Here is a 24001-nt window from a genome sequence, read left to right as displayed (position 1 = left end):
TCCCGGTTCGGGTGGGAAACATACACATGATATTTCGGTCCGCAAGAGGCCGAGCGGGAGGCGTCCATTCCATTGAACCGGGCCCGCTGGCCCATTGCGATGATGGCGCGGCTGCTCGGCGTCTCGACGAGCGGCTATTACACGTGGCTGGTGCGTGAGCCCGCGATGCGCACGCGTAGCGATGCGCAACTGCTCTCGCGCATCCGCACGCTCCATGGGAGCTCGCGCGGCACGTATGGGGCACCGCGTATCCATGCGCAGCTCGCGCGCGAAGGCGTACAGGTGGGGCGCAAGCGGGTGGCGCGCCTCATGCGTATGGCGGGTCTGTGCGGGGCAAGCCGGCGGCGCTGGCCGCGCACCACACGGCCACGCACAGGCGCCCGGCGTGCGCCTGATCTGGTGCGCCGGCACTTCAGTGCCGACGCGACAAACGTGCTGTGGGTCGCAGATGCGACCTATGTACCCACGGGTGAAGGATTCCTCTATCTGGCAGTGGTGCTGGATGTGTTCAGCCGTCGCATCATCGGCTGGGCGATGTCCAACCATCTGTATACCGAACTTATGTTACGCGCGCCGGACATGGCGTTGCAGCAACGACGCCATGACGGTGTGATTCTACATTCCGATCAAGGCTGTCAATACACTTCCATTGCCTTCGGGCGGCGCTGCCGAGAAGCCGGCGTACAACCGTCGATGGGGACCGCCGGCGACGCTTATGACAACGCGATGTGCGAGTCGTTCTTCGGCACGCTCGAAGCCGAACTGCTCTGTCGCGAACACTTCGCGACCCACGAACAGGCAAGGCGGCGCCTGTTCTCGTTTCTGGAGAGCTGGTACAACACACGCCGCCTGCACAGCAGCATCGGCTACTGTTCGCCGCTCGAGTTCGAAAACCTGCGTGCGCAAGGTCAAAGCTTATCGCCGCGCGGGTTGCCCACCGCCGGGCAGCGTCACGGTCGTGACAGGCGACCCGCCGCCCGGCCGTGGACAACCCGCGATTTGATCTTATCGGGAGGTGCCTCACCGCATTAAACTCAACTGCAAATCTATCCGTCGAACCGGGTCAACCTCATCCTTAGGCGATCTGAGCTGCCGCGACTGTCCGGCGCCGATGCTTGAACGCCCGCGCGAAACGGATCGGCGTCCAGATGATGACAGCCGAGGTTCCAAAGAAGACGGTCGCGCCTACCAAGTTACTGGAGAGGGACATAGCCATCTCGATGATGCCCAGCACAAAAATGCCGACGAAGCTCAAAAATGGCGCCAGCAGGGATCGCCACGGGCCTACACGGCGTTTGCCGCCGGTATCGGCGCCCCCTGAAGGCACTTCCTGAAACTCCTCGCCCATTGACTCGGGAGAGGAGCCGCCGGCTTCCATCGTCGCGCCGTCGGCCTTCTTTCTGGAGAACAATCGTTTGAAACTCGCGTAGAGCTCGGAAGGCGTTCGCCAGGGCTTCTGGCCGACCACTCGCCCGGGAAACGCGCCGTCGAGGACGCATGAGTAGGTCTTACCTTTACGCGTATATTCGACGAGCACAAACGGCAGTAGAAGCTTTCGTTCCACCGTGAACCGGCAGTTATCCTCACCAACATCCTGCCAGCTCAAGCGCTTCCAGTAGGACACACCTGACAGATGTTGTTTCTCGATCTCTTTGCCTAACTTCTCCTCGATGCGTTTGGCCACCGACGCGATAATGGGGTTGAGTGGTGGATGCACAAAGGTCGAAACCGTTACGCCCGCTTCGGCCATTTTGGCTTCGATCGCCTGGGGCGAGGTCGTAGGCGCGTCTGGGCGTTTTTTGATGAGCGTCTGGATCCAGCTCAGATTTTTCTCGCCGAGAGATGACGCCGCCTGCGTCCACACGAGTTCGAGCGCGGTCACATGGTCGCCCTGATGGAGGTTGGTGCGTTGGTCATAGTCGACGTAATGCTCTTCCAGCGGAGCCCGTGGCTCCGAGGTTCGTCTCTTGTCCTGATCCGAAAGTCGCTGATAGTGCGATAGAGCGATGGAGTGATTGTTTTTATCCGCGATGAAGCGCCCCTGATCGACCGTACCAATGTCAACCCAGAATCGGATGTTGTAGGCGGCACTGATCTGGACAGCGGGCATCAACACGAAGCGCATGCCGGTAAGCTGTATCTTCTTTCTGTCCTCCTCAGCTGCTGCAATGCCTTTCAGCCAGTGAAATAACTTGGACTGGATGTCAGAATCGTTACAGGCAAAGTCGACCGCTCCTTCGAATGCACCCATTTATGTATTGACCCGTTGACGTTGTTGTTGCAGCAACCCCCCGGCACTTGCCGAAGGCGTTTTTGTTATGAAAATCAGGACGATCGCGATGCGCCAATCCTGGGATTTTCTGAGCACTCAGCCGGATATCGGCACGTACACGAGTTTTCTTGAGAATCGCTGTGCACGCCACAGGCTACACGTTCATCCTTGACCGTTTCGGGTGCATACCGTCTTGGTCCCCATCGGAAGGGCACAATAGCCTGCCCAGCCGTCGATTTCCGATCGTTCGAAGGTCACCTGCTCCTCGTCGGTTTCTGGCCAGTAGCTGATTGCAAATCCGCATTGCTGGCTCAAAACTACGACGACTGGTTTGAACGGCCCAGCCGCAAGAGGCGTCTGCCTGAGTACAACCGAGTCCGGGCAGGACTCGCCGACCGCCGGCAGCGATCGCACGGCAGACTGGTACGCGGCGTCGATTTCCGCATTTGCCTGTACTGACGCCTGTGCCCAACGATTGGCCAGCACTGGTGCATTGGAGACGTTCTGGGAGGCCTGGTCATCGCCTCCTACGGCAGCACTAACGGTGCCAGGAGGCTGCACGGAAGGGACTGTGCGATCAGCGTCTCCCTGCGGCGTAGCCTGTGGGACCGACCGTTCCTGGGCTTGGGTGCCCGAGGTGGAAACGGGTGATATCGGGTTTGAGCCGGAAGCACCTGTCGAGGCAGTTTCCGAATTCGTGGGCGAATTGGTTATCGCGCTCGTGAGGATCGGTGGCACGGCCGTGGACAGGTGGTCGTCCGACGTTGGCAGCTGGACGTGACTCACAGTGTCAGAACTCGCTGCGGTCGCGTTAGATGTAGGCGCGGAGCTGTCAGCATGGTCGTTACCACCCGATAGCAGTCGGATCAGGACGACCAGGAGGATGCCGCCAGCCCAGAGCCAGCCCCCCCGGTGCTTTGGTGCCGCGCCCGGGCGCGCGGGTGCGAAGCCTTTGTGGGTGTAGACCCACTCCGAAGCGCCTGGGCATGAATTCTGGAAATCGCTGGTTTTGTGCTTCGGGGTCTTGTTCGCGCTCTCCGGGGCGGGTTCGGCGGCTTCTGCCGAGAGCGTTTCATCGTAGCGGCGGCGGGCTTCAGCGTCACCGAGCACTGCGTATGCATCGTTGAGGATCTTCATGATCCTCGTGGCATCCGGGCTGTTGTTCTTGTCTGGATGATAGCGCTGGCTCAGCGCTTTATAGGCTGCCTTGATGACTTCTGGCGGGGCATTGCGAGCTACCTTGAGATTATCGTAGTGGGTATGTGGTCGGCCCATGCTTGCACACGTTCTGAGTGTTCAGCTTTGGTTATCGGCCCCGAGAGTGAGAACCTGAGGCCTGCCGTGTGATACCGACGGTCTTCCGCAAATTCGACGTCGGTCCCTGTCACGTTCAAGCCGCGCGGCGAACGGGCGGTTTAGATGCGGCCGTCAGTTGTTCAGCGGGCAGCGGACGATCGACAAGCAAGAGGGCGAACGTCGCTTGAGGGTCGCCAGCCGCCGACCGCCGTCAGGCAGGAGTCGGCCACTAGCCGCCGCTCGCCACGACGGTCGATTGACTATTCGAGCGGCGGCTCCGCACCTCTCAGCGGTCATTTGATGACATTGATAGTCCCTCAGAACCGTCCCAGACTTCTACAGTCTGCTGTCGTACGGATGCGTTCGCCGGATCGAGTCGTTGTTTGGGATAACCGCAGTGTTTTTTGCTCGTTTTCCGGAAGTTTATCCACTACGCTAGGTTCAGCGTCACTCACGGAGGCGAGATGGCAAGAAAGGATCAGGCTTTTACATCCTCCATGTTCATCGATATGAAAGCAGGACGTCTGCTTGCTGCCGGTGCGATTCTGATTGTTGGTCAACCAAACGTCTGGTTCAGGAAGGTGGCCGCCAACAGGAGATCCGTTGCCCAGTTTGAGCAGCCTGCCCATAAGTACAAGTTGGGAAGACTCCGGAGGGTACGTGGCGATGGACTCGTTCTACGTGGAGCTCAACGAGACAGTTTGAAAAGAAAACACCGGAGAAAACACCGGATGTTGGCAATTTCCGATCCTAAACATCCCAAGCGTCGAAGTAATTGCAATATATGCCGACGGCCAGCCGGTTAGCAAGAGCCGCTACACGATCAGCGTGGGAATGCAGCAAGTGTGTTGGCTTGACAAAGCCCTAAGGCCAAAGCTGATCACGGTCGAGCTAAAATACAAGGAGTTTCATACTGGGGTCGAAGGTTCGCCATTACGCCAAACCGGGGATACGATGACAAGCTCTCCGCTGCGGGACCTCCGTATGGTCCTAAGCATAACTGCGGATGGGACTAGGCAATCTTGTGTACTCCCTGACCATCTTAGGCAAAGACATCCATACCTAGCCTTGTCAGCCGGCGGCGGTGAGATACTGTTTGATCGATACGGGACCCGCTATGCGATCGACCACCGCGGGTGCGTCCGACCGTATACGTCGAACGTACATTTCAACGATCTCAACGGCAATCGGGCGGTCCGTTTGAATTTGAGCGGTATCTCGTATGCCCGGCGTTTCGTTGAAGAACGTGATGTGTTCGTCGGCAGCGCCAATCTTGATCTTGATTACAAAGGCCGCTCTACGTTTCAGGTCGCCGCCGTGCATAAAGCAGGATTCCCACGAATAACGCCCAAGAAATATCCCTCCCCGGTCGTCAGGTTGCAAAACGCCAGAGTCAATAATCCTTAAAATCTTGTCGCCGCTCGCACCATGAAAGTAAACGTTGAATAGAGGTTGCATTTGCGATCCTCCTTAGGCGGTGAACCGTTGCCACTTTTTCTAGCACCACAGGCTACCACGCTCCAACTTGCACAGGCGCGAAAGGGGGGCACAATTCCGATGCGCTATACCTTCTTGCGTCGCCCGAAGGAACATCAACGTCCGCTCCCGCGAGAGCGGCGGGTCCGCTACACCTGCCTTCGGTCATTCGGTCTTGAGTGCGCTGAAAGTCTGCTCGGGGTCGACTTCGGCCGACCGCGTCGGGTCGGCTGTGGCCTTTGGTGGATGGTCGCGTAGCCCACGTCGGCGCAGTCCTATCGCCGACCGCCACCGCAGTTCAATCGGCATGCGTCCGTCGAAGAAGAGTATCCGGCGTATGCTAGAAAAGATTCATGCAATGACCGCTCTTAAGACGGTATGGCAAGAAACCACGGAACTGGTGGGCAGGTTGAACCGCTCGCTACGAGGCTGGGCGAACTACTTCAACGTAGGAACGGACAGACGCGCGTATCGCGCGCTCGACAGCCACACCGCTGCGCGGTTGCGTCTGCGTCGGTGGTTACGCAACAAGTACAAGGTTCGACGTCGCAGGGGCGGGACTTATCCATCCCAGCACCGCTACGGGCACTTCGCTCTCGTGCGTCTGACTGGTCCCTGGTTGTGAACCTGCCGCCAGACGAAAGAGGCGGCAACAGACAAATCGAACCTACCGCTACCGCGCCACGTCTCGATACCGACATGCGACGGATGGCTCGGCCAAACGCAAACAGATTGCGGCGCTAACCTTACTCGTCACACAAGCCCAAGGCCGTTAAGCGCCCTCCTACTAACAACAATCGGGATTGAAACTGGCATCGGGCGCGCCCGGGGAACCGCGGCTGCTTGCTTTCGACGGGCACGCGGGACATGCACGCGGAAACCCACTCAGCGATAGTTAATCGCCCACGCGAAAGGGCTGCTAATCCCATTGGTCAGATACAGGGAGATCCCTGGTTGAACCCGGTCGGTCATTTGCCTAGTATTTGAACATCATACGTATGATGTAGAGGCAAAACATGGAAACGCTTCATCGGCAGGTCCTGAACCAGATGGGCGAACAGATCTGTTCAGGCAAGTTCGCGCCGGGCGACATCCTTCCGGCTGAGCCCGTGCTCGCCGAGCAAATGCAGGTCAGTCGCATCACGATTCGCGAGACGATGAAGTCGCTGTCGGCGAAAGGCATGCTCCAGGTGCGCCGCCGTTACGGCACGATCGTGCTGCCGCGTTCGCAATGGCAACTGTTCGACCCGGACGTGATCACGTGGCGCGCGCGGGCGGGGGCGGTTGACGCCGGCCTGATCCAGGACCTGATGGAGTTGCGCCTCATCATCGAACCGAACGCAGCCAAACTCGCCGCCCGGCGCGCGACCGAAGAAGACCGCGTTGCCGTGCGTCGCGCTTTCAAGGCGATGGAACGCGCAGTCGCTGGCCATGGCGAATATGTTCCCGCCGATCTCGCCTTTCACGGCGCAATCCTGAGCGCCTGCCATAACCAGTTTGTCCAGCAGATGCAAAACGCGCTGTCGGCGATTCTGCGGACGAGCTTTGAACTCAGCTCCGAAATCGCCGGTGGTCCGGCGCGTTCGCTGCCGATGCATGAAGCTCTTTGCGTGGCGATCGAAAGGGGCGATGAAGCGGCCGCGGAGGCCGCGGTACTGACGCTGATCGAGCGCGCGGAGAAGGACTTCGAAGACCGCGACAAGCTCAGGCAAACCGCCAACGACCGGCCCGTCTGACGCTTCCTGTTTTCACCATCATCGCGACGCAAGCCCTGTCGCGAGGGGCGCCATTACGCCTCGTTTTTGAACACTGGGAAAGGAACAACGCATGAATCAGCTATTCAATTTGAGCGGGCGCACGGCGCTCGTCACGGGTTCGGCCCGCGGCATCGGCTTTGCGCTTGCCGAGGGACTCGCAACCGCAGGCGCGCGCGTGATCCTTAACGGCACACGCGCCGATACGGTCGCCGACGCGGTCAGCCGGCTGGATGCGAAGGGCTTCAGCGCGCAAGGCCGAGCCTTCGACGTGACGGACGAACAGGCCATAGCCGATGCGTTCGCCCAATGGGACAAAGACGGCGTGAAGATCGACATCGTCATCAATAACGCCGGCATCCAGTTTCGCAAGCCGCTCGTCGAGCTCGAACTGTCGGACTGGCAGCGCGTGATCGACACCAACCTGACCAGTGCCTTCATCGTATCGAAGCAGGCGGCACAACGGATGATCGCGCGCGGCACGGGCGGCAAGATCGTCAACATCGGCTCGCTCACCAGTGAGGCCGCTCGCGCGACGGTGGGCGCATACACCGCGGCGAAGGGCGGCATCAAGATGCTGACCCGCGCGATGAGCGCCGAGTGGGCCGCATCGAACATCCAGGCGAACGCGATCGGTCCCGGCTACATCCTGACCGATATGAATCAGGCCCTCGTCGACAACGCCGCCTTCGATGCCTGGGTCAAGAACAGCAACCCGTCGCAACGCTGGGGCAGACCGGAAGAACTCGTCGGCACGGCGGTGTTTCTTGCGTCGCCCGCATCGAGCTACGTCAACGGCCAGATCATCTATGTCGACGGAGGCTGGCTGGCCGTGCTTTGAAAGCAACTCACGAGGGGTCTATCACAACTAGAAGAACGGCACGATCCCCGCTCATCACACAGTGTGTGCCGTCTTTCGCGGCACCGATCGGAGACATCATGGAAAGCGTCAAACCCGTAGCAACCCAGAGATGGTGGTATCTGATGCCTATCATCTTCATCACTTACAGCCTCGCCTATCTCGATCGTGCGAACTACGGTTTCGCCGCGGCCGCCGGAATCGACAAGGACCTCGGCATCACGCACGGCATGTCGTCGCTGATCGGCTCACTGTTTTTTCTCGGCTACTGTCTGTTTCAGGTGCCCGGCGCGATCTACGCGCAGCGCAACAGCGTCAAGAAACTGATTTTCTTCAGCCTGATCCTGTGGGGCCTCTGTGCCGCAGCGACGGGCATGGTCAGCAACATTCCAATGCTGATGGTGCTGCGTTTTGTGCTCGGCGTCGTGGAGGCCGCAGTGATGCCGTCGATGCTGATGTATATCAGCCGGTGGTTCACGCGAACAGAACGTTCGCGCGCCAACACGTTCCTGATTCTCGGCAACCCTGTGACGGTGCTGTGGATGTCGGTGGTGTCCGGCTATCTGGTGCACAGCTTCGGCTGGCGCGAGATGTTCGTGATTGAAGGCATACCTGCGCTGGCGTGGGCCGTCGTGTGGTGGTTCACGGTCAAGGACAAGCCGGCTGACGCGCCCTGGATGAGCGAAGCAGAAAAGACCGAACTGCAGGCGCGCCTGAAGGCCGAACAGGCCGACATTGCGCCGGTGCGCGACTACAAGACCGCATTCCGCTCATCGATCGTGCTGAAATGCTGTGCGATCCACGCGCTGTGGAGCGTGGGTGTGTACGGTTTCATCATGTGGCTGCCGTCGATTCTCAAGACGGCTTCGACGATCGATATCGTGTCGGTCGGCTGGCTTGCCGCCGTTCCGTATCTCGCTGCGATCATCCTGATGCTGCTCGCATCATGGCTGTCCGACAAGACCCGCAACCGCAAGCTGTTCGTCTGGCCGCCGCTGCTGATCGGGACGATTGCATTCGTGGGTTCGTACATGATCGGCAGCTCGCACTTCTGGACCTCGTTTGCGTTGCTGGTCGTGGCAGGTGCAACGATGTATGCACCGTATGGACCCTTCTTCGCGCTCGTTCCCGAACTCATCCCGAGCAACGTGCTGGGCGGCGCGATCGGACTCATCAACTCATGCGGCGCAATGGGCGCGTTTCTCGGCTCCTGGATCGTCGGCTATCTGAACGGTGCGACGGGTAGCCCGGCGGCGTCGTACATGTTCATGGCGGGCGCGCTGCTCTGCTCTGTGATTCTGATGATCACCGTGCCTGAGCACTCCGGTCAGCGCTCGAAGCAGGAAGGGCGCCTCGCAGTGAGCCGCTGATAAACCGCCACGCAACGACTCAACATTTGCAATGGCAGGAACAACATGACAACGCTGATCACCGATGTAAAGGTCATCCTGACCGCGCCGGAAGGCATCAACCTGATCGTCGTCAAGGTGGAGACCAATCAGGCTGGACTGTATGGGCTCGGTTGCGCGACGTTTGCGTATCGGCATGTAGCGGTCAAATGTCTGGTCGAGGAGTATTTGCGACCGCTTCTGATCGGCAGGGACGCCGAGGCGATTGAGGAGCTGTGGCAACTGATGCACCAGAACGCGTACTGGCGCAACGGCCCCATCGAGAACAATGCGATCTCGGGCATCGACATGGCCTTATGGGACATCAAGGGCAAAATGGCGGGCATGCCGCTCTATCAACTCTTCGGCGGCAAGTGCAGGGAAGGGGTGCCCATCTATCGCCATGCGGACGGGCGTGATCTCAACGAGTTGTGCGAGAACATCCAGAAGTATCGGGAGCAGGGCATCACGCACATTCGCTGTCAAAGCGGCGGCTACGGCGGAGGCGGCTATGGCAAGGCGCCATTGGGCGCGCCGGCGCGCGCGCCTGAGGGCGTGTATCTCGACAGCAGGAAGTACATGCGCGAGACCCTCAAACTCTTCGACGGCATTCGCAGCAAGGTCGGCTTCGACGTCGAGTTGTGTCACGACGTGCATGAGCGGCTCAAACCTGTCGAAGCGATCCGCTTCGCGTGCGAGCTCGAGCAATACGAGCTGTTCTTCCTTGAAGATGCGATTGCGCTAGAAGAGGGCGAATGGATACGGCAACTGCGCACAAAGACGACGACACCTCTCGCTCAGGGCGAACTCTTCAACAACCCGTATGAATGGCGCTTCATGATCACTGAGCGCCTGATCGACTTTATACGCGTTCACCTGAGCCAGATCGGCGGGATTACTGCCGGACGCAAGCTGCAGATATTCGCCGAACAATTTGGCGTGAGGACAGCCTGGCATGGTCCGGGCGATATGTCGCCGATGGCTCACGCGGCGAACATTCATATCGATCTCGCTGCGCGCAATTTCGGGGTTCAGGAATGGTCGGGCACCGAGCCGCCCAACTTTGTCATCCAAGCCCTGAAGGGTCCGCGGGCGGCATTGCTGGACGTCTTCCCAGGCTTGCCCGAGTTCCGCAACGGGCACGTGTATGCGAACGACAAACCCGGTCTCGGAGTCGATATCGACGAAGCTGAAGCGACAAAGTACCCGTGTGAAAACACCGTGACGACCTGGACCCAAACCCGGTTGAAAGACGGCACCTTGCAGACGCCTTGATTGAGAGCAAGCGCCGGGCGTATTCGTTGTCTGAACGGCTTGGGCATGCTTTACGTCGCAAGCTGGCTATCCTTGGTGGCCTCGGATATACCGATAATGGGAAATCGTAGTAGGCATCGGGGCCACCGATACGGTTCGGGTCATTGGTCGACTTCCGGATTCGGCAGACATCGGCCAGTTGCAGCCGTTCGCGAGAGGCCGCTTTCAGGAGCCCGGCAGAACGAGTCGTCGTTAATCAGCGAATGGTGCGGCGACATCCGCGCGAGCCGCGCGTCTCGCGCACCGGCTCAGGGCGCGTGCGGCGCCCTCACCGTCGATGCGCCGCCGCTTCAGCCGCGGTATCGTGGTACTCGGTAAACTTCGTGATCTTTCCGTTTTCGATCGTGAACACGTGCGCCCACTCGTCCTCGTACGTGCTCCCGGTCGAGTGGACATGCCAGCGCTGCGTGCCGAGCACGACGACTCTGTCGCCACTGGCGATGAACTCGAGCGGCTCGAACCGTTCCGCGGTCTGCGTCGACGCAAGGATCCCGAAGAACGCCGCGACCTCCTGCGGCCCATGTCTTCTGCCGACGAACGGAATGATGTTCGTCGGCCCCGGTATGAACCAGTCGACGTTTTCGGAGAGCGTCTGCAGCACGCCGTCGATATCGGCCCTGCCGAACGCCGCGTACGCCTGCTGCACCAGTTGCGCGTTGCTTTGCTCGCTCATCGTCCCCTCCCGTCATCGCCGGTTCGCGGCCTTGCGCTGCGGAGTTCGGGCCGCAGACAATTCATCATAGTCGAACCGCCGGGCGACACACGTTAGATTCGCGGGCGATCGAGCGATCAATCAACGTTGATTCGATATGAGCAATCCGAGACTCCACTATCCTGCCGCCACGATCACATGCGCCTGAATTTTGCCGGCCACCGGCCCTTCGCCATGGCGGTTGGCAACCGCCTCCGTCGCTCGGTCCGTAGCGAGTTGAAGCAAGCCGGCGTCGCGCGCCTCGATTTCGTTGCGCAGCGGCGTTCCCAGGCAATAGGCGGTGGCGGCGTCGCGTGCCGATGTCGCACAACTCATCTTTTCGCGTGTCTCGATCTCGATGTCGGCGAATCCTGCGCGGCTCAACTCCTCCCGGATCAGCGCGATATCGTGATAGCCGTGCGGCGTGCGGGCGAGGAATCTCGGAGGGTCGTGTGGAAACACCGTGGCGACGGCGTTGGTGACTTCTTCGGCAAAGGCGTTCTCTTCGATGCGGTCCCAGACATTAAAGACAAAGCGCCCGCCTGGCCTCAGCATGCGACGCGCCTCGACGTAGCCGACGGCCCGGTTGGGGAAAAACATCGCGCCGAACTGGCAGCAAACGACGTCGAACGAGGCATCTTCGAACGGCAGGTCGAGCGCGTCCGCCTGCCTCCATTCGATACGGCTATCGGTCCCCTGCCTGGTGGCGGCATAGTCGAGCATGGGCTGGTTGAGGTCGGTCACCACGTAGCGCGCGCCAGCGCAGAGTTTTGGCGCAAGCGCCCGCGTGACCACGCCGCTGCCGGCCGCCGTTTCAAGCACCGAGCGGGGCGAGGAGACTGCGACAAGCTCCGCCAGGTCGGCGGCATAGGCCTCGAAGATCAGCGGGACCATCAGCGTGTCGTAGAACTTCGGGATCGAGCCCGCAAACACCTTATCGCGCTCAGTCATGATACCCCCTTGAAAACTCTTAATGGTGCCCTTGACCATCCATTCCAGAGCGCGCCAAGCCACTCCAACGGGTCTTCAGCCTGGTCGGCATTGGCGACCATCTGCCATGGTGGCCGCCAATGCCAGCCTCGTCAACGTCGTCCAGCGATCTCTTCCAACATGCTTGCCTTTCGTGGCAGCGCTGTCGCAGTGATGCTGCGAATGGCGGCTAGTGGGCGAGCAATCTCAACCCCCGTATGGCCGATATGGGTCGTTCCCAGCCTTTGATTGCGCCAAGCTCATCGCGGCGTCGGTAGCCAAATGCGTTCACGACCCAGATTCCTCACTCGCGATCGAAGCTGAGGCGATGCGAAGAATTTACGGAAATGGCCGGCGGCTGGCATCGTCACTTGTGTTGCTATAAGGCACAAAGCCGCTGCTCAACGTTCTCAGGAGCGGCCCCCTCAAGCAGGCGGAGCACAGTCGCACAGCGACGAAGCGCCTGGTGATGAGTCGTGAAGCACTGAGACCCATCAGATTTGTCGGCAGCGCACCTGGCGGCCCGGCGCGCACAGGTCGTGCGCAGTGCCCTGATTGCCGAAGGCGGAATCGCCGCTTCGCGCATCTTCGTCGCCGAGCTGCCCGAGACCGACCTTCCGATCTTCACCGGGCGCCCGGTCGACAGCCAGAGCAACCGCAGCGTGCAGCTCGTGCTGCTGGCGCTGCCGCAGCGCGGCCACTGAGGGAATATGTGCGATAGCGCAACAGAGAGCACTGACGTTCCGAGGGAGCATCACCCGGCAACCTCTTGATCCAAATGGCAGAAGGCGCTGCACGTTCCGTTCAGATTTCTTTCAGTTTCTGCACTTCTTCATCTAACCTTGTGAAGGTCGTTAGGGGATCGAGCCATGTTAAACACCAGTCTCAGGTCACAGCTGCAGACGTATCTGCGAAACATCCGTAGACCTGTCGAATTGATCGTGTCGCAGGACGGTAGTCAAAAATCGCCCGAGATGCTGACGATGTTGAACGAAATCGCGTCGTTGACAGATCTGGTGACGGTAATCGAGGAGCAGCAAGGCGAGGAACGCAAGCCATCATTTTCAATCGGGCAGGCGGGAGCAAAACCCGGCATTCGGTTTGCCGCCACTCCAACAGGGCCTGAATTTTCGTCCCTTGTCCTTGCAATACTCCAGGTGGGAGGACATCCCGTAATAGCCGACCGTACGACCATTGAACGGATTCGAACGCTAGAACGTGACTACTATTTCGAGACCTTCATTTCACTATCTTGCGGAAGCTGTGTGGACGTTGTGCAAGCGCTGAACATGATGACGGTGATCAATTCACGGATTCACAACATTACGATCGACGGAGGGCTTTTTCAAAGTGAGGTGTCGGCGCGTGATGTTAGCGTTGTGCCGACGATCTACATGAACGGCGAGTTATTCGGCGAGGGGCGCAGCAGCTTTGATGAACTCGGCGCGAGACTTCACGACATAGAAATGAGCATGAGAGCGGCACTGCGCGCGGCGTGCTAGCCGTAGCACCGACCTGCAGGTTACATCTGTCGCGGGTATCCCCGCTAATTCGCCCCCCGGGGATGCCGTTATCTGTAACGCTGAAAGTCCGCAACGCGTGGGCCTCAGCCGACCGCATCGGGGTGTACTCGGCCACTTTCGGCCGTTCGACGGGGCCGTTCAGATCCGCGACAATCGCCTCCGATGCCGAGGTTCGGTTTTCCATCGCAACGGTTCGACTTTCCTATGCGGGTGGCATTTTGAATGACGAGAGCTACATCGGTTGGTTGAGACAGAAGGTCGGTAATGGTTTGATACTGAGCCCGTCGGTTGGGGCCGTGATTCACGATCACGAGGGCAGACTTCTCTTGCAAGAGAAATCTTCGGATGAGGCTTGCAGTTTGCCAGCTGGGGGAATTGAACTGGGTGAAAGCCCCCAAGAAGCAATTGCCCGGGACGTGATGGAAGAGACCGGATACGCCATCCGCATTCATGGCATTCTCGGCGTCTTCGGCGGCCGAGCATTCCGGCACACGTATCCCAATGGCGATCAGGTTGAATACGTTGCGACGTTGTTCAGTGCAAGATCACTGGCGGTTCCGGAATTCCTACCGACACCGAAACCAAGGACACCCGGTATTTCAAAAGGCACGAAATGCCCGAACTGGCATTACCGTATTCGATCGACGATTTGTTCCTCAAGTTCTAAAAGCTGATGGCAAGCCAGCTACGCGTGATCGGCAGCGCCGGCCATCGACGGCCGGTCGACATACGCCTCGGAATTGCCGACAATCGCCATCCGGAGCAAGATCAAACGCTGCCTAAACTACGGTTCCATGATCATCGACTTTGTCTGGCGTATGGCACTTCGCATCGGATATCCGCTTGCTCGTGTCTGGTGGCACCTTCGACGACCCAGCCATCAGGGGGCGCTTGTCGCAATCTATGTCGGGCAGTCGCTGTTGCTCGTGAAAGCATCGTACCGGACCGCGTGGAATCTTCCGGGAGGAAGTGTCCATCCCGGAGAGACGCCCGAGGCAGCCGCGCAGCGCGAAATGGAAGAGGAAATTGGTCTGTCGTCGTACACATTGCTCCCGGTGGGCAGCGTCTGCGGCGCCTGGGACGGACGACGAGACCGGGTGCATTTTTTCGAACTACACCTCGATCGCCTACCCAAGCTGCGGATCGATAATCGCGAGATTGTCGCCGCGCATCTGGCAACGCCGGAGGAATTGCATGGCTTCGGACTGACAGCGCCAGTGGCTGCGTATCTGAGCGGAGATCTTTGCCGTTAGATGTCGACCGGGCGGTATCCCGGCTGCCCGGGGTCAAGCTCCGCCGACTGCGAAGGGAAGCGGTTTATCTCGCCCACAATCGTGGGCATCCTGCATTTGACGTTGGTCCCAACGCCAGTGGCATATCGCGAGCGGGGGATGCTGGCGATCGCAGCGAAGGTGTCGAACGGCGCCCAAGCTTCCATCGAGTTTACTGCATCAACCATTGCCCAACTTTTGCGACCGGGTCTCGCCGGGCATCATACCGGGCCAGTAATGGTGTCATCGAACGGCCATTATGAGAACCCGTGAAGGAGCTGGTCGTTGCTACGTCGTCGGTGCTATCTCCCGGCTGGTTCCTGTTTGGCGTCAGCGACGGCAAGGCGGATTAGGCCGCCGCAATGCATGGCAGTAGTCCAGCCGGATAGCGACAAGCATATCCGGTGCTAGACGCATTGGCTGACATCGACGTATGCCACCGCGACACTGACCAGTGTTTAAACGTCTTTGGTGTCGAATACGAGAAGCTCGACACCGGCCTGTGCGAAATTGGTTAGATCGCTCGCTGTCGCTCGCCCTTCGGGTGAATTGAGTGCCTGTTGCAGGGAATCCACCGAATCAAAGCTCAGGATCGCTGCCAGGTAATACGGAGACTCGCCTTGCGGGGTCGCTACCGGCCCGGCACTAACTTCATAGCGCTGAAGCCCGGATATCGTCTTGGCAAGAGGCACATGATTCGAAAAGTAGTGCGCGTCGAATGCGTCCGGGTTTGACGGCGTTTTGTATAGTGCGACGAGCTTTGCCATGGTCATGTCTCCTTGAGCACCCGGCGAGATCGGTGCACGACAGAATGAGCGTCTCGCGCTCCAATCTGCCGACGGCCGGGATCATGCCAGACTGGTACGGGTGCGGGTATATAACTGTCCTACCTTGTTGAGATTTCAGCTTGAATTCTACGCTGGCTGTGAATTCGCATCGAAACCCGTCACGAGTCTTCGCATATTTGCCAGACGGCCCAAGGTCCCTTGAGGCCAGGGCCTGCACACAAGCGAGGATGACAATCACGGGTCCGCCGAAGTCGGTCGCGATAGGCAGCCCTCGGCCATCAAGGGACATTCACGTCGCGGAGCCGAATGACCGAAGTTAGGCGTAGGGCGACATTGAGCATGTATCTTCCTCTCCACAGTTATTGGCCTTGGCGCTTGCTCGCTACAACCCACCATCGTCGTGCACCATTCTGTGCGCGCCAACGCTCAAATCTTCACCGCGTCTATCAGTTCCGCAGTCTTTTCAACGTTATCGAGAACCGACGTGTAGCGTCAAATATGCGGACGATGTCGATCAGCTCCAAATTCGCGGCCTCTTTACGGAGTTCTTTTGCCTAAGATAGCCTTCAGGGCTCGATTCATCCATGTCTACGTTCCTGAATTCAATGGATCGTTGCAGTCTCTTCCTTCCCGCCGACCTGAGGAGGTAAGCGGTCAGGATCCAAATAACGCTCGACAAGACGAGACCAGAATGCCGCTCCAACCGTAAGGTTTCTGTTGTCGAAGTCGTACCGCGGACTATGCAAGGCACGTCCGTCATCGGCGGGACCGTTCCCGATGCGCAGAAAGCAGCCGGGCTGGGCTTGCAGCATGTAGGCAAAATCCTCGCTACCCATGAGCATGTCCATGTTGTCGTTCACGGCGTCGTTGCCCACGAGCTCTTTGGCGACCTCGATGGCGAAGCACGTTTCCTTCTCCGTGTTGCAGACGACTGGGTACCCTTCGACATAGTCGATAGTCGCGTCGACCTCGAAACTCTTCGCCTGGGAATTCACGAGCGCGATGATCCGGTCCTTCAGGAGGGCGCGGACTTCCGGGTCGAACGAACGTACGCTCAGCTTGAGTTCGACCTGACCGGGGATAACATTGGGTGCATCGCCGCCCGCGATTTTTCCGACGGTGACCACGGCTGCCTTCATGGGATCCACGTTTCGCGCGACAATGGTCTGCAACGCCATCACAATGCTTGACGCGGCGACGACGGGGTCGTGCGCGAGATGGGGCCTTGCTGCATGGCCGCCTTGACCGACAATCTTGATGTACACCCGGTCGCCGGCCGCCATGAAAGCGCCAGAGCGGAACATGAACGTACCGACAGGCGCGCCTGGATGGTTATGCATGGCGAACACGGCGTCGCACGGGAACCGCTCGAACAGCCCCTCCGCGATCATCTGCTTGGCGCCGCTGTCGAATCCGCGTTCTTCGGCCGGCTGGAAAATCAGATTCACCGTGCCGTTGAAGCGCCGGGTTTGCGCCAGATGCTTCGCTGCGCCCAACAGCATTGCCGTGTGACCATCATGGCCGCATGCATGCATTTTTCCGGGATTCTTACTGGCGTGCGGGAAGGTGTTCGCCTCGCAAATCGGTAAAGCATCGAGATCTGCGCGAATGCCGATCGTGCGGCGGCCTTCACCGACCGAAAGTGTTCCAACCACACCTGTCTTCGCGATATGTCGGTGAACCTGGTAGCCATATGCTCGCAGCCGATCGGCCACCAGGTCCGAGGTCTCGTTTTCCGAGAAGGCCAACTCCGGGTTGCCATGCAACTCGTAGCGCAAGCGTGCGAGATCCTCCTCTTGAGGCGCGAGGTCGATCAGTGATGAAAATGGCTTGAATGGCATGGAGACTCACGATGAACGATTGACGGAATACGACGGTCGCGGCGGTGCCGCACGGACCACTTGTGCGTCGAGGCCTGGCGACCCGCAATTCAGAACGGCCCCCAATGGATGAGGACTCCGACGATCAACGCGGCAATGGAGATGGCGCCCCAGAGCAGGATAAGCGGCGTGACGAAGCGTACCCATTTCCCGAAGGGAATCCGCGCGGTCGCGAGTACCGCCATCAAAACCCCGGAGGTCGGATTGAAGCAATTCATGACGCCTTCGCCGAGGAGCACAGCTTGCACGGTGGCCTGACGCGTCAAATGAAGTGCATCACCGAGCGGTGCGAAGACAGGGATCAAGGCCGCCGATTCCCCCGACCCTGACGAGATCGCGATATGCATCACTGCTGCGCTCAGAAACATACCGATGGCCGCAAACATTGGATGAAGGGGGGCCAGGATGTCGGACAGCACATTGACGATGGGGTCGAGAATTTTGCCGTCGCTCAGCACGGCGGAAATGGCGCGTGCAAGGCCGACGATGAATGCTCCATGTACCAGCTTTCCGGACCCGACCAGAAACTCGTCTGCGATCTGGGTAGGCCGCACTCCGCATATCAGGCCCGATCCAATAGCGATGGTCATGAACATCGAAATCATCTCGAGTTCTCCCCAATGCAGTTTGATTGCCCCGAACACAAAGGTGCAGAGTGCGAAGATGGAGAAACAGATCGCGGTAGTCTGCCGCCGGGTGGGCCTGCTGGCACTCTCAGGCAGGTGGGGTGCAGGTACGTCGCTTTCGGCGATGAAGAATCTCTGTGCCTGCGGCTGACGCCGAAACGCCCGCACATTGACGATAAGGAACGCGATCGTCGCAATGGCAAAGAAGCCATAGACCACGGCGCGAAATCCGATACCTGAGAAAATCGGCAATCCCGCCAGGCGTTGCGATACGCCGGTGGTTGCCGGATTGAGAATGGCGCTGTTGAAACCGGAATATGCCCCCAGATAGACGAAGGCCACGCCGAAAACGGCCGGCAGCCGCAACGAACGCGCCATCAGAAGGCCCAACGGGACGAAGGCCACCACTGAATTGCCCACTACGCCCACAGTCCCCAATAGCGAGAAGACGATGCAGACGGTGAAAATGACGGAGACGTCCTGTGTGTTCGACCCATTGCCGATGCGGCTGAGCGCGGCGGTCACCGCCCCCGTCTTCTCGAGAACGGCAACCGCACCCCCCGTAAACAGAATCAGGAAAATAATCGGTGCCGAGGCGATCAAGCCGTTCGCAATCGCCATTAAGACCGCGCCGGGACCGATCCCATTTTGCGGAACACGCTTGAGGCTATGCGGAACCACGAAGCTGATGCCGTTTTTGATCACGCGATCGAACTCGCCGGCCGGAATGAGCCACGTAGCGAGTGCTGCAAGCAGCAGCACCGCGAAAAGCAACACATAGGGGCTCATCGCCGCGCGGTTGCGCATCTTCACCGCCGCTTTGCACGATGTCATTTCACTGGGGGCCATTCCGTCTCCTCATGATGTTTCAGGATCACGAGCTGACGGGATCGGCAGCTCGCGCGCCCGGCGCCGACCCTTCGAGTACGGTCGCGTCCTGCGTTTGAATGCCTCTGAGTATGTGTCAAAAACAACTCAAAAACTGACATCGCAACGTGCGAAAATGTTGCATTTGATGCAACAGGATGAACCACGTGTCGGCAGAGGAAGAAGGGATCAGCGAGCGGACGCTTGAGTATCTGGGCGCGGTGGCGAAACATGGCGGAATGCGGCAGGCCGCCGAATCTCTAGGCGTGAACGTATCGACAATCAGCCGACAGATCGCGTCGGCGGAACGTCATCTGAGACTGGCGCTGGTCTCGCGACGGGGGCGCAGTATCTCGCTAACACAAGTGGGCGTGGCCGCCGTCGAATACGGCCACGAGCGGGCGCGTCACGCAAAGCGCTTTCGCGCGCAGCTCGCCGAATATCGCGATCTCCGGCGCGGACATGTCACGCTGGCGGTTGGCGAGGGGTTAGTCGGCAGCCTGATTTCGGTGGTACTCAAGCGTTTCCATCAAAAGTACCCGGACATTGTCATGGATATCCGCACGGGCCCATTGCCGGATCTGATTCGTATGGTTCGGGACGACGAAGCCGACATCTGCGTGTCCATTGGTACTTCGCGCGACCCCCTTCTGAATGCGCGCCTTTTCCAACGTGAACCGTTGTGCGCGATCGTGCCTGCCAGCCATCCGCTGGCTTCGATGGCATCCGTGCGAATCGAGGATCTGGTGCATGGTCCGCTCATCTTCATGTCGGGAAAGTTTGCGGCGCAGGGTTACGTGAACGCCATGTTCTGGGACGCCGATCTGAGCGTCTCGCCTGCGTTCACCTGCGACCTCTTTACGGTCGCATCATCGCTTGTGGCGCAAAACCTGGGCATTGCGTTCATGACAAAGTGGGCAGCGAAGGAAAAGGTGGATGCAGGACTTGTGGTGGCGGTGCCGATTCAGCATCCGATCGCCAATACGTTCGAACGCTATGTGGCAACTCGAGTGGGCCGGCGACTCAGCCCGGCAGCTAGCTTCCTGTGCCGGGAAATTGTGCGCCTCATGTCGTCTGTCTAGGCGGCGACTTGGGTGGGCGGTCGGGACACAAAGGCTGCTTTGGAGCGCGATAATGACATTCGCAGAAACAAGCTGAAGGGCCGGAGTGGGTCGCTATGCAGAGGTTTACATAGTGCAGAGGATTTTTTGTTTAGCGGTCGCGGCCTCAGATGCATGAGTCGGGCCGGCGAGATCGGTCCGCGAGCCGTAAATAAAAAATCGTTTGTGCTAAACCGCTCCGCAGGCGTTCGCTTCTATGGGCATTGAATGAACGGCACGGTGATTTGCGATACCCGGCGCGTGGCCATCGCACGCCGGAACCGTGCGGCCCGAGAGAGCCGGTCGCGCGGAGACAGGGGGAATGCAAGGGTCAGAGGGAGATGGCGCGCAATTTCACGGCATTGTGATGGTGCGAGGACGCTAAAGCACGAGTCGGTTCGTGTTGGCCGCAAGTGGGAGGACCAACGTGCTGGGGGCTGGTGCTGATGCCGGTCAGCGTACATGGCTGGGGTCAGGCGGAGCCCGTGGCAGGATGCCAGGCACACCGCCTTCGATGCGGACCATGTGGCCCTTGCCGCAGACCGGGCAATCGCGCAGTGACCTGCCGGTGAGCCGCTGGTAGCGGTCACGGTAGTCTTCCCCGATGGCGGGTGACGCAGCGGCGGGCGGCTCGACACCGAGCAGGCGCCGGCAGGTAGCGAGGCGCGCTGCCCGGTGGCAGTTGGCGAGCCACCCGTAGCTGCGGATGCGCTTGAAGCCGTCGGGCAGCACGTGCAGCAGGAAGCGGCGGATGAACTCGTCGGCCGTGAGCGTCATAGTCCTGTGGCGGGCTTCGTGACGGTAGTCCTTCCACTGGAACAAGACCGAATCGCCATCAAGGCGCAGCAGCCGGTTATTCGAGATGGCGACGCGATGGGTGTAGCGGCCCAGGTAGTCAAGCACCTGTTGGGCGCCGCCAAACGGTGCTTTTGCGTAGACGACCCACTTCGCGTGAGCGGCGGGCGCGAGCCTGGCGGCGAACGCTTGCGGGTCACGCAACGGCTCGAGCTGGCCATGGAAGCGCAGCGCACCGGTGTCGAACGCGCAACGCAGTTGCTCGAGAAAGAGCCGCCGGAAGAGGCGCGAGAGGACCCGCACGGGCAGGAAGAAGCCGGGTCGGCAGGCGAGCCAGCGTTCGCCGTCCGGGGCAATGCCGCCGCCCGGTATCACGCAGTGCACGTGCGGATGGTGCAGCAGATTCTGCCCCCACGTGTGGAGGACCGAGAGGAAGCCGATCTCCGCGCCCAGGTGTTTCGGATCGGCAGCGATCGTGCGCAGCGTCTCGGCGCTGGTGCGAAACAGGATGTCATAGAGCACCTTCTTGTTCTGGTACGCGAGCGCCGTGACGGGCTCGGGCAGCGTAAAGACGACATGGAAATACTCGACCTCGGGGAGTAGCTCGGCGCGCCGGCGTTCGAGCCATTGCGCGCGGGCGAGCGACTGGCACTTCGGACAGCAGCGATGGCGACACGAGTCGTAGGAAATGCGCTGATGGCCGCAGGCATCGCACTGCTCGACATGTCCGCCGAGCGCGGCGGTGCGACACAGCTCGATGGCGCTCATCGCGCGTCGCTGGGCACGACTGAGAGCGTCGGCATGGGTCTGCCGGTACTGGGGGCCACAGCGGCGGAAGATGTCCGCCACTTCGAGCGCCGGTCTCATCGCCAGGTTCAGAAGTACTCGGGCGCAGCGGGTGCAGACGGAATGGGTTCAGGGCGCGGAAGAAGGTCGAAGGGACTGGTGGTGGCGCACACAGTGCTCGTGGCCACTTTAAGGTAACGCAAATGTGCTGCAGCACATTTGGCAGAGATTTTTTTGGTTGGCGGTCGCGGCAACCAGCGCATCGCCATGTCGTTGGACCTGATCCGCGACTGGTAATCAAAAAAATGTTTGTGCTAAACCGCTCCACAGGCGGTGGCCGCTATGGGCATTGAATGACCGCCGCGGTAATTTGTGATGTCGTGCAGGGGCGATCAGACATGGACTTCCGGCGGGAGTGGGAAGCATCACGTGCAAAGGAAGCGGGAATGTAGGCGTGAACGGGCAAATCACCCGCCATTTTGGAGTACGCTGGTGCGCCAGGAGATCGAAGGCACGAGTGCGGCCGCGCTGGCCTCATCAGGAAAGGCAAACGTGTACGGAAACAGGTGCGGTGGCAACTAGCGCGCATGGTTGGGGCCCGGCGGGGCTCGTGGAAGGCTGCCGGGCATATCTTCGATGCGGAGCATGTGTCCCTTGCCACATACGGGGCAGTCGCGCAGTGACTTGCCGGTGAGTCGCTGGTAGCGGTCACGGTAGTCTTCCCCGGGCTCGGCTGCGGCAGTGGCGGGTGCTTGGACGCCGAGTAGCTGCCTGCAGATGACGAGCTTGTCGGCACGGTGGCGGTTGGCAAGCCACCCGTAGCTGCGAATGCGCTTGAAACCGTCAGGCAGCACATGCAGCAGGAAGCGACGGATGAACTCGTCGGCCGTGAGCGTCATTGCTCTTTGTCTGGACGCGTGCCGGTAGTCCTTCCAGCGGAACTGCACGGTGTGCCCGTCGAAGGCGAGCAGCCGGTTGTTGGAGATGGCGACTCGGTGCGTGTAGCGGCCCAGGTAATCGAGCACGTGTTCGGCACCGCCAAAGGGTGGCTTGGCGTAGACCACCCACTCTGCCCGTGCTGCGGGTGCAAGCCAGGCTGCGAATTCGACGGGATCGCTCAGGGATTCGAACTGACCGTGCAGGCGCAGCCCGCGGGCGTCGTAAGCACGACGCAGCTGGTCGAGAAACAGGCGACGAAACAGTCGTGACAGGACCCGCACGGGCAGGAAGAAGCCCGGACGGCAGCCGATCCAGCGCTCGCCGTCCGGGGAGATGCCGCCGCCCGGCACCACGCAATGCACATGAGGGTGATGCTGCAGATTCTGCCCCCACGTATGCAGGATCGTGAGGAAGCCGATCCCGGCACCCAGGTGCTTCGGATCGGCGGCGATCGTGCGCAACGTTTCGGCGCTGGCGCGAAACAGCAGATCGTAGAGCGTCCTCTTGTTCTGGAACGCGAGAGCGGCGATGGATTCGGGAAGCGTGAAGACGACATGGAAATACTCGGTCGAGGGGAGGAGCTCCGCATGCCGGCGTTCGAGCCATTGCGCGCGGGCGAGTGACTGGCACTTCGGACAGTGCCTGTTACGACATGAGTCGTAACTGATGCGCTGATGGCCGCATGCGTCGCACTGCTCGAGATGGGCACCAAGAGCTGCGGTACGACAGAGCTCGATGGCACTCATCACGCGTCGCTGGACACGACTGAGCCGATCGGCATGGGATAGCCGGAAACTGGGCCCACACTGGCGGAAGATGTCCGCCACTTCGAGCGCCGGGCGCATGACTGCGATCAGAAGTATTCGGGCGCAGGTGGTGGGGATGGAATGGGTGCAGGGTGCGGCAGCAGATCGAAGGGACTGGTGGTGGCGCACACGGTGCTGGTGGCGACCTTCAAGTAACGCAAATGTGCTGCAGCACATTTGCGTTACTACCGGCCGTAGATCTTTATGTAGAGTAGTAACGTCAAACGCTTCGTGAGCAAGGCGTCTTGTTTGAATTACTGCACATAAGGTTTCATGATGGGCTCCTGGCGGCCATCGGGATCGCCTTTGTGAGGAGTTCGATCATGGAGAAGTCAACCCATCAAGTTTCAACCCACCTGCCGTTGCAGCAGCTCGTCGCCGGTGCGGTGAGCGAGCTGGCGAGGCTAGGCTACAGCAGGAAATCGCTCTGGCGCTATCGCGTAGTCTGGCGTCATCTCATTGCGTTTTGTCATGAGATGAGCCTGGGAGATGAGTACTCCATGGAACTGGCGAAACGGTTTTGCTCTACGTATCAAATTCGTGCTGACGAATGCCTGAACTCTGACCAGGGGTGGCGGCGGAATATCGTGGTTTCCCTCAA

The 24001-nt window shown here is 59.9% G+C and carries 22 protein-coding genes; 12 read left to right on the top strand and 10 right to left on the bottom strand.

Features of this window, described 5'->3' with window-relative positions; genetic code table 11:
• Nucleotides 1–72 precede the first annotated feature (72 nt).
• Entirely contained in the window at nucleotides 73–1032 is a 960-nt protein-coding gene (locus HDG37_RS37875; protein WP_409260275.1) for an IS3 family transposase, read from the top strand.
• 43 nt (nucleotides 1033–1075) lie between these two features.
• Here HDG37_RS37875 and HDG37_RS37870 read toward each other — a convergent pair whose 3' ends face one another.
• The 3 genes from HDG37_RS37870 to HDG37_RS37860 form a co-directional block, all read right to left on the bottom strand.
• Nucleotides 1076–2251 carry a hypothetical protein gene (locus HDG37_RS37870; protein WP_184056574.1) on the bottom strand — a complete coding sequence of 392 codons (1176 nt, stop codon included), beginning with the start codon at nucleotides 2249–2251 and terminating at the stop codon, nucleotides 1076–1078.
• Between the two features lie 183 nt (nucleotides 2252–2434).
• Nucleotides 2435–3547, bottom strand: coding sequence for a J domain-containing protein (locus HDG37_RS37865; protein WP_184056572.1), 1113 nt, complete (start codon nucleotides 3545–3547; stop codon nucleotides 2435–2437).
• Between the two features lie 1092 nt (nucleotides 3548–4639).
• Nucleotides 4640–5026 carry a hypothetical protein gene (locus HDG37_RS37860; RefSeq protein ID WP_184056570.1) on the bottom strand — a complete coding sequence of 129 codons (387 nt, stop codon included), beginning with the start codon at nucleotides 5024–5026 and terminating at the stop codon, nucleotides 4640–4642.
• A 325-nt stretch (nucleotides 5027–5351) separates the two neighbouring features.
• Between HDG37_RS37860 and HDG37_RS37855 the strand changes: the two genes are divergently transcribed.
• The 5 genes from HDG37_RS37855 to HDG37_RS37835 all read left to right on the top strand — a co-directional run bounded on the left by HDG37_RS37855 (nucleotide 5352) and on the right by HDG37_RS37835 (nucleotide 10320).
• A complete protein-coding gene (locus HDG37_RS37855) occupies nucleotides 5352–5669 on the top strand; it encodes a group II intron maturase-specific domain-containing protein (RefSeq protein ID WP_311541950.1) in 318 nt (105 codons plus the stop codon).
• A 391-nt stretch (nucleotides 5670–6060) separates the two neighbouring features.
• On the top strand, nucleotides 6061–6780 hold the full coding sequence (locus HDG37_RS37850; RefSeq protein WP_090812118.1) for a FadR/GntR family transcriptional regulator: 720 nt from the start codon (nucleotides 6061–6063) through the stop codon (nucleotides 6778–6780).
• A gap of 91 nt (nucleotides 6781–6871) precedes the next feature.
• Nucleotides 6872–7639 (top strand): SDR family oxidoreductase, encoded by a 768-nt coding sequence (locus tag HDG37_RS37845; protein WP_184056568.1) that lies wholly within the window; start codon nucleotides 6872–6874, stop codon nucleotides 7637–7639.
• A gap of 98 nt (nucleotides 7640–7737) precedes the next feature.
• Nucleotides 7738–9027 carry an MFS transporter gene (locus tag HDG37_RS37840; protein WP_184056566.1) on the top strand — a complete coding sequence of 430 codons (1290 nt, stop codon included), beginning with the start codon at nucleotides 7738–7740 and terminating at the stop codon, nucleotides 9025–9027.
• Nucleotides 9028–9072: 45 nt separating this feature from the next.
• Nucleotides 9073–10320 (top strand): enolase C-terminal domain-like protein, encoded by a 1248-nt coding sequence (locus tag HDG37_RS37835; RefSeq protein ID WP_090812121.1) that lies wholly within the window; start codon nucleotides 9073–9075, stop codon nucleotides 10318–10320.
• A 307-nt stretch (nucleotides 10321–10627) separates the two neighbouring features.
• Here the strand turns inward: HDG37_RS37835 and HDG37_RS37830 are convergent, their stop codons facing one another.
• A complete protein-coding gene (locus tag HDG37_RS37830; protein ID WP_184056564.1) occupies nucleotides 10628–11032 on the bottom strand; it encodes a nuclear transport factor 2 family protein in 405 nt (134 codons plus the stop codon).
• Nucleotides 11033–11188: 156 nt separating this feature from the next.
• Nucleotides 11189–12001 carry a class I SAM-dependent methyltransferase gene (locus HDG37_RS37825; protein WP_184056578.1) on the bottom strand — a complete coding sequence of 271 codons (813 nt, stop codon included), beginning with the start codon at nucleotides 11999–12001 and terminating at the stop codon, nucleotides 11189–11191.
• Nucleotides 12002–12519: 518 nt separating this feature from the next.
• On the opposite strand from HDG37_RS37825, the gene HDG37_RS37820 reads away from it, so the two are divergent.
• From HDG37_RS37820 to HDG37_RS37805, 4 genes are all read left to right on the top strand, one after another.
• The gene (locus tag HDG37_RS37820) at nucleotides 12520–12723 is read left to right on the top strand and encodes a hypothetical protein (protein ID WP_121323340.1); all 204 of its coding nucleotides are present in this window, start codon (nucleotides 12520–12522) and stop codon (nucleotides 12721–12723) included.
• A gap of 165 nt (nucleotides 12724–12888) precedes the next feature.
• Complete coding sequence (locus HDG37_RS37815) at nucleotides 12889–13521, top strand: alkyl hydroperoxide reductase (protein ID WP_184056562.1); 633 nt, start codon at nucleotides 12889–12891, stop codon at nucleotides 13519–13521.
• Between the two features lie 62 nt (nucleotides 13522–13583).
• Entirely contained in the window at nucleotides 13584–14216 is a 633-nt protein-coding gene (locus HDG37_RS37810; RefSeq protein ID WP_260335267.1) for an NUDIX domain-containing protein, read from the top strand.
• 120 nt (nucleotides 14217–14336) lie between these two features.
• Nucleotides 14337–14795 (top strand): NUDIX domain-containing protein, encoded by a 459-nt coding sequence (locus tag HDG37_RS37805; RefSeq protein WP_121323336.1) that lies wholly within the window; start codon nucleotides 14337–14339, stop codon nucleotides 14793–14795.
• Nucleotides 14796–15271: 476 nt separating this feature from the next.
• On the opposite strand, the gene HDG37_RS37800 is transcribed toward HDG37_RS37805, so the two are convergent.
• The 3 genes from HDG37_RS37800 to HDG37_RS37790 all read right to left on the bottom strand — a co-directional run bounded on the left by HDG37_RS37800 (nucleotide 15272) and on the right by HDG37_RS37790 (nucleotide 18956).
• Complete coding sequence (locus HDG37_RS37800) at nucleotides 15272–15580, bottom strand: EthD family reductase (protein WP_121323941.1); 309 nt, start codon at nucleotides 15578–15580, stop codon at nucleotides 15272–15274.
• Between the two features lie 623 nt (nucleotides 15581–16203).
• Complete coding sequence (locus tag HDG37_RS37795; RefSeq protein ID WP_184056560.1) at nucleotides 16204–17442, bottom strand: M20 aminoacylase family protein; 1239 nt, start codon at nucleotides 17440–17442, stop codon at nucleotides 16204–16206.
• Between the two features lie 89 nt (nucleotides 17443–17531).
• The gene (locus HDG37_RS37790) at nucleotides 17532–18956 is read right to left on the bottom strand and encodes a YfcC family protein (RefSeq protein WP_221312280.1); all 1425 of its coding nucleotides are present in this window, start codon (nucleotides 18954–18956) and stop codon (nucleotides 17532–17534) included.
• Between the two features lie 185 nt (nucleotides 18957–19141).
• Between HDG37_RS37790 and HDG37_RS37785 the strand changes: the two genes are divergently transcribed.
• Nucleotides 19142–20056 (top strand): LysR family transcriptional regulator, encoded by a 915-nt coding sequence (locus HDG37_RS37785; RefSeq protein WP_311541939.1) that lies wholly within the window; start codon nucleotides 19142–19144, stop codon nucleotides 20054–20056.
• Between the two features lie 471 nt (nucleotides 20057–20527).
• Here HDG37_RS37785 and HDG37_RS37780 read toward each other — a convergent pair whose 3' ends face one another.
• Nucleotides 20528–21736 carry an IS91 family transposase gene (locus HDG37_RS37780; RefSeq protein ID WP_184056556.1) on the bottom strand — a complete coding sequence of 403 codons (1209 nt, stop codon included), beginning with the start codon at nucleotides 21734–21736 and terminating at the stop codon, nucleotides 20528–20530.
• Between the two features lie 497 nt (nucleotides 21737–22233).
• Nucleotides 22234–23439, bottom strand: a complete 1206-nt coding sequence (locus HDG37_RS37775) for an IS91 family transposase (protein WP_184056554.1) — start codon at nucleotides 23437–23439, stop codon at nucleotides 22234–22236.
• A 284-nt stretch (nucleotides 23440–23723) separates the two neighbouring features.
• Here HDG37_RS37775 and HDG37_RS37770 point away from each other — a divergent pair.
• A partial coding sequence (locus HDG37_RS37770) for a hypothetical protein (protein WP_184056552.1) occupies nucleotides 23724–24001 on the top strand: 278 nt, incomplete at its 3' end.

Origin of the sequence: Paraburkholderia sp. MM5384-R2 (assembly GCF_014201025.1) — a bacterium.
GTDB lineage: Bacteria > Pseudomonadota > Gammaproteobacteria > Burkholderiales > Burkholderiaceae > Paraburkholderia > Paraburkholderia tuberum.
The sequence above is the reverse complement of the archived record's forward strand: the minus strand, read 5'-3'. Positions and strand labels throughout refer to the sequence as shown.

Bases quoted from the DNA above. Each gene is read 5' to 3' on its own strand.
- HDG37_RS37870 (WP_184056574.1), bottom strand. From the start codon at position 2,251: ATGGGTGCATTCGAAGGAGCGGTCGACTTTGCCTGTAACGATTCTGAC.
- HDG37_RS37865 (WP_184056572.1), bottom strand. From the start codon at position 3,547: ATGGGCCGACCACATACCCACTACGATAATCTCAAGGTAGCTCGCAAT.
- HDG37_RS37860 (WP_184056570.1), bottom strand. From the start codon at position 5,026: ATGCAACCTCTATTCAACGTTTACTTTCATGGTGCGAGCGGCGACAAG.
- HDG37_RS37855 (WP_311541950.1), top strand. From the start codon at position 5,352: ATGCGTCCGTCGAAGAAGAGTATCCGGCGTATGCTAGAAAAGATTCAT.
- HDG37_RS37850 (WP_090812118.1), top strand. From the start codon at position 6,061: ATGGAAACGCTTCATCGGCAGGTCCTGAACCAGATGGGCGAACAGATC.
- HDG37_RS37845 (WP_184056568.1), top strand. From the start codon at position 6,872: ATGAATCAGCTATTCAATTTGAGCGGGCGCACGGCGCTCGTCACGGGT.
- HDG37_RS37840 (WP_184056566.1), top strand. From the start codon at position 7,738: ATGGAAAGCGTCAAACCCGTAGCAACCCAGAGATGGTGGTATCTGATG.
- HDG37_RS37835 (WP_090812121.1), top strand. From the start codon at position 9,073: ATGACAACGCTGATCACCGATGTAAAGGTCATCCTGACCGCGCCGGAA.
- HDG37_RS37830 (WP_184056564.1), bottom strand. From the start codon at position 11,032: ATGAGCGAGCAAAGCAACGCGCAACTGGTGCAGCAGGCGTACGCGGCG.
- HDG37_RS37825 (WP_184056578.1), bottom strand. From the start codon at position 12,001: ATGACTGAGCGCGATAAGGTGTTTGCGGGCTCGATCCCGAAGTTCTAC.
- HDG37_RS37815 (WP_184056562.1), top strand. From the start codon at position 12,889: ATGTTAAACACCAGTCTCAGGTCACAGCTGCAGACGTATCTGCGAAAC.
- HDG37_RS37810 (WP_260335267.1), top strand. From the start codon at position 13,584: ATGCCGTTATCTGTAACGCTGAAAGTCCGCAACGCGTGGGCCTCAGCC.
- HDG37_RS37805 (WP_121323336.1), top strand. From the start codon at position 14,337: ATGATCATCGACTTTGTCTGGCGTATGGCACTTCGCATCGGATATCCG.
- HDG37_RS37800 (WP_121323941.1), bottom strand. From the start codon at position 15,580: ATGGCAAAGCTCGTCGCACTATACAAAACGCCGTCAAACCCGGACGCA.
- HDG37_RS37795 (WP_184056560.1), bottom strand. From the start codon at position 17,442: ATGCCATTCAAGCCATTTTCATCACTGATCGACCTCGCGCCTCAAGAG.
- HDG37_RS37790 (WP_221312280.1), bottom strand. From the start codon at position 18,956: ATGGCCCCCAGTGAAATGACATCGTGCAAAGCGGCGGTGAAGATGCGC.
- HDG37_RS37780 (WP_184056556.1), bottom strand. From the start codon at position 21,736: ATGAGACCGGCGCTCGAAGTGGCGGACATCTTCCGCCGCTGTGGCCCC.
- HDG37_RS37775 (WP_184056554.1), bottom strand. From the start codon at position 23,439: ATGCGCCCGGCGCTCGAAGTGGCGGACATCTTCCGCCAGTGTGGGCCC.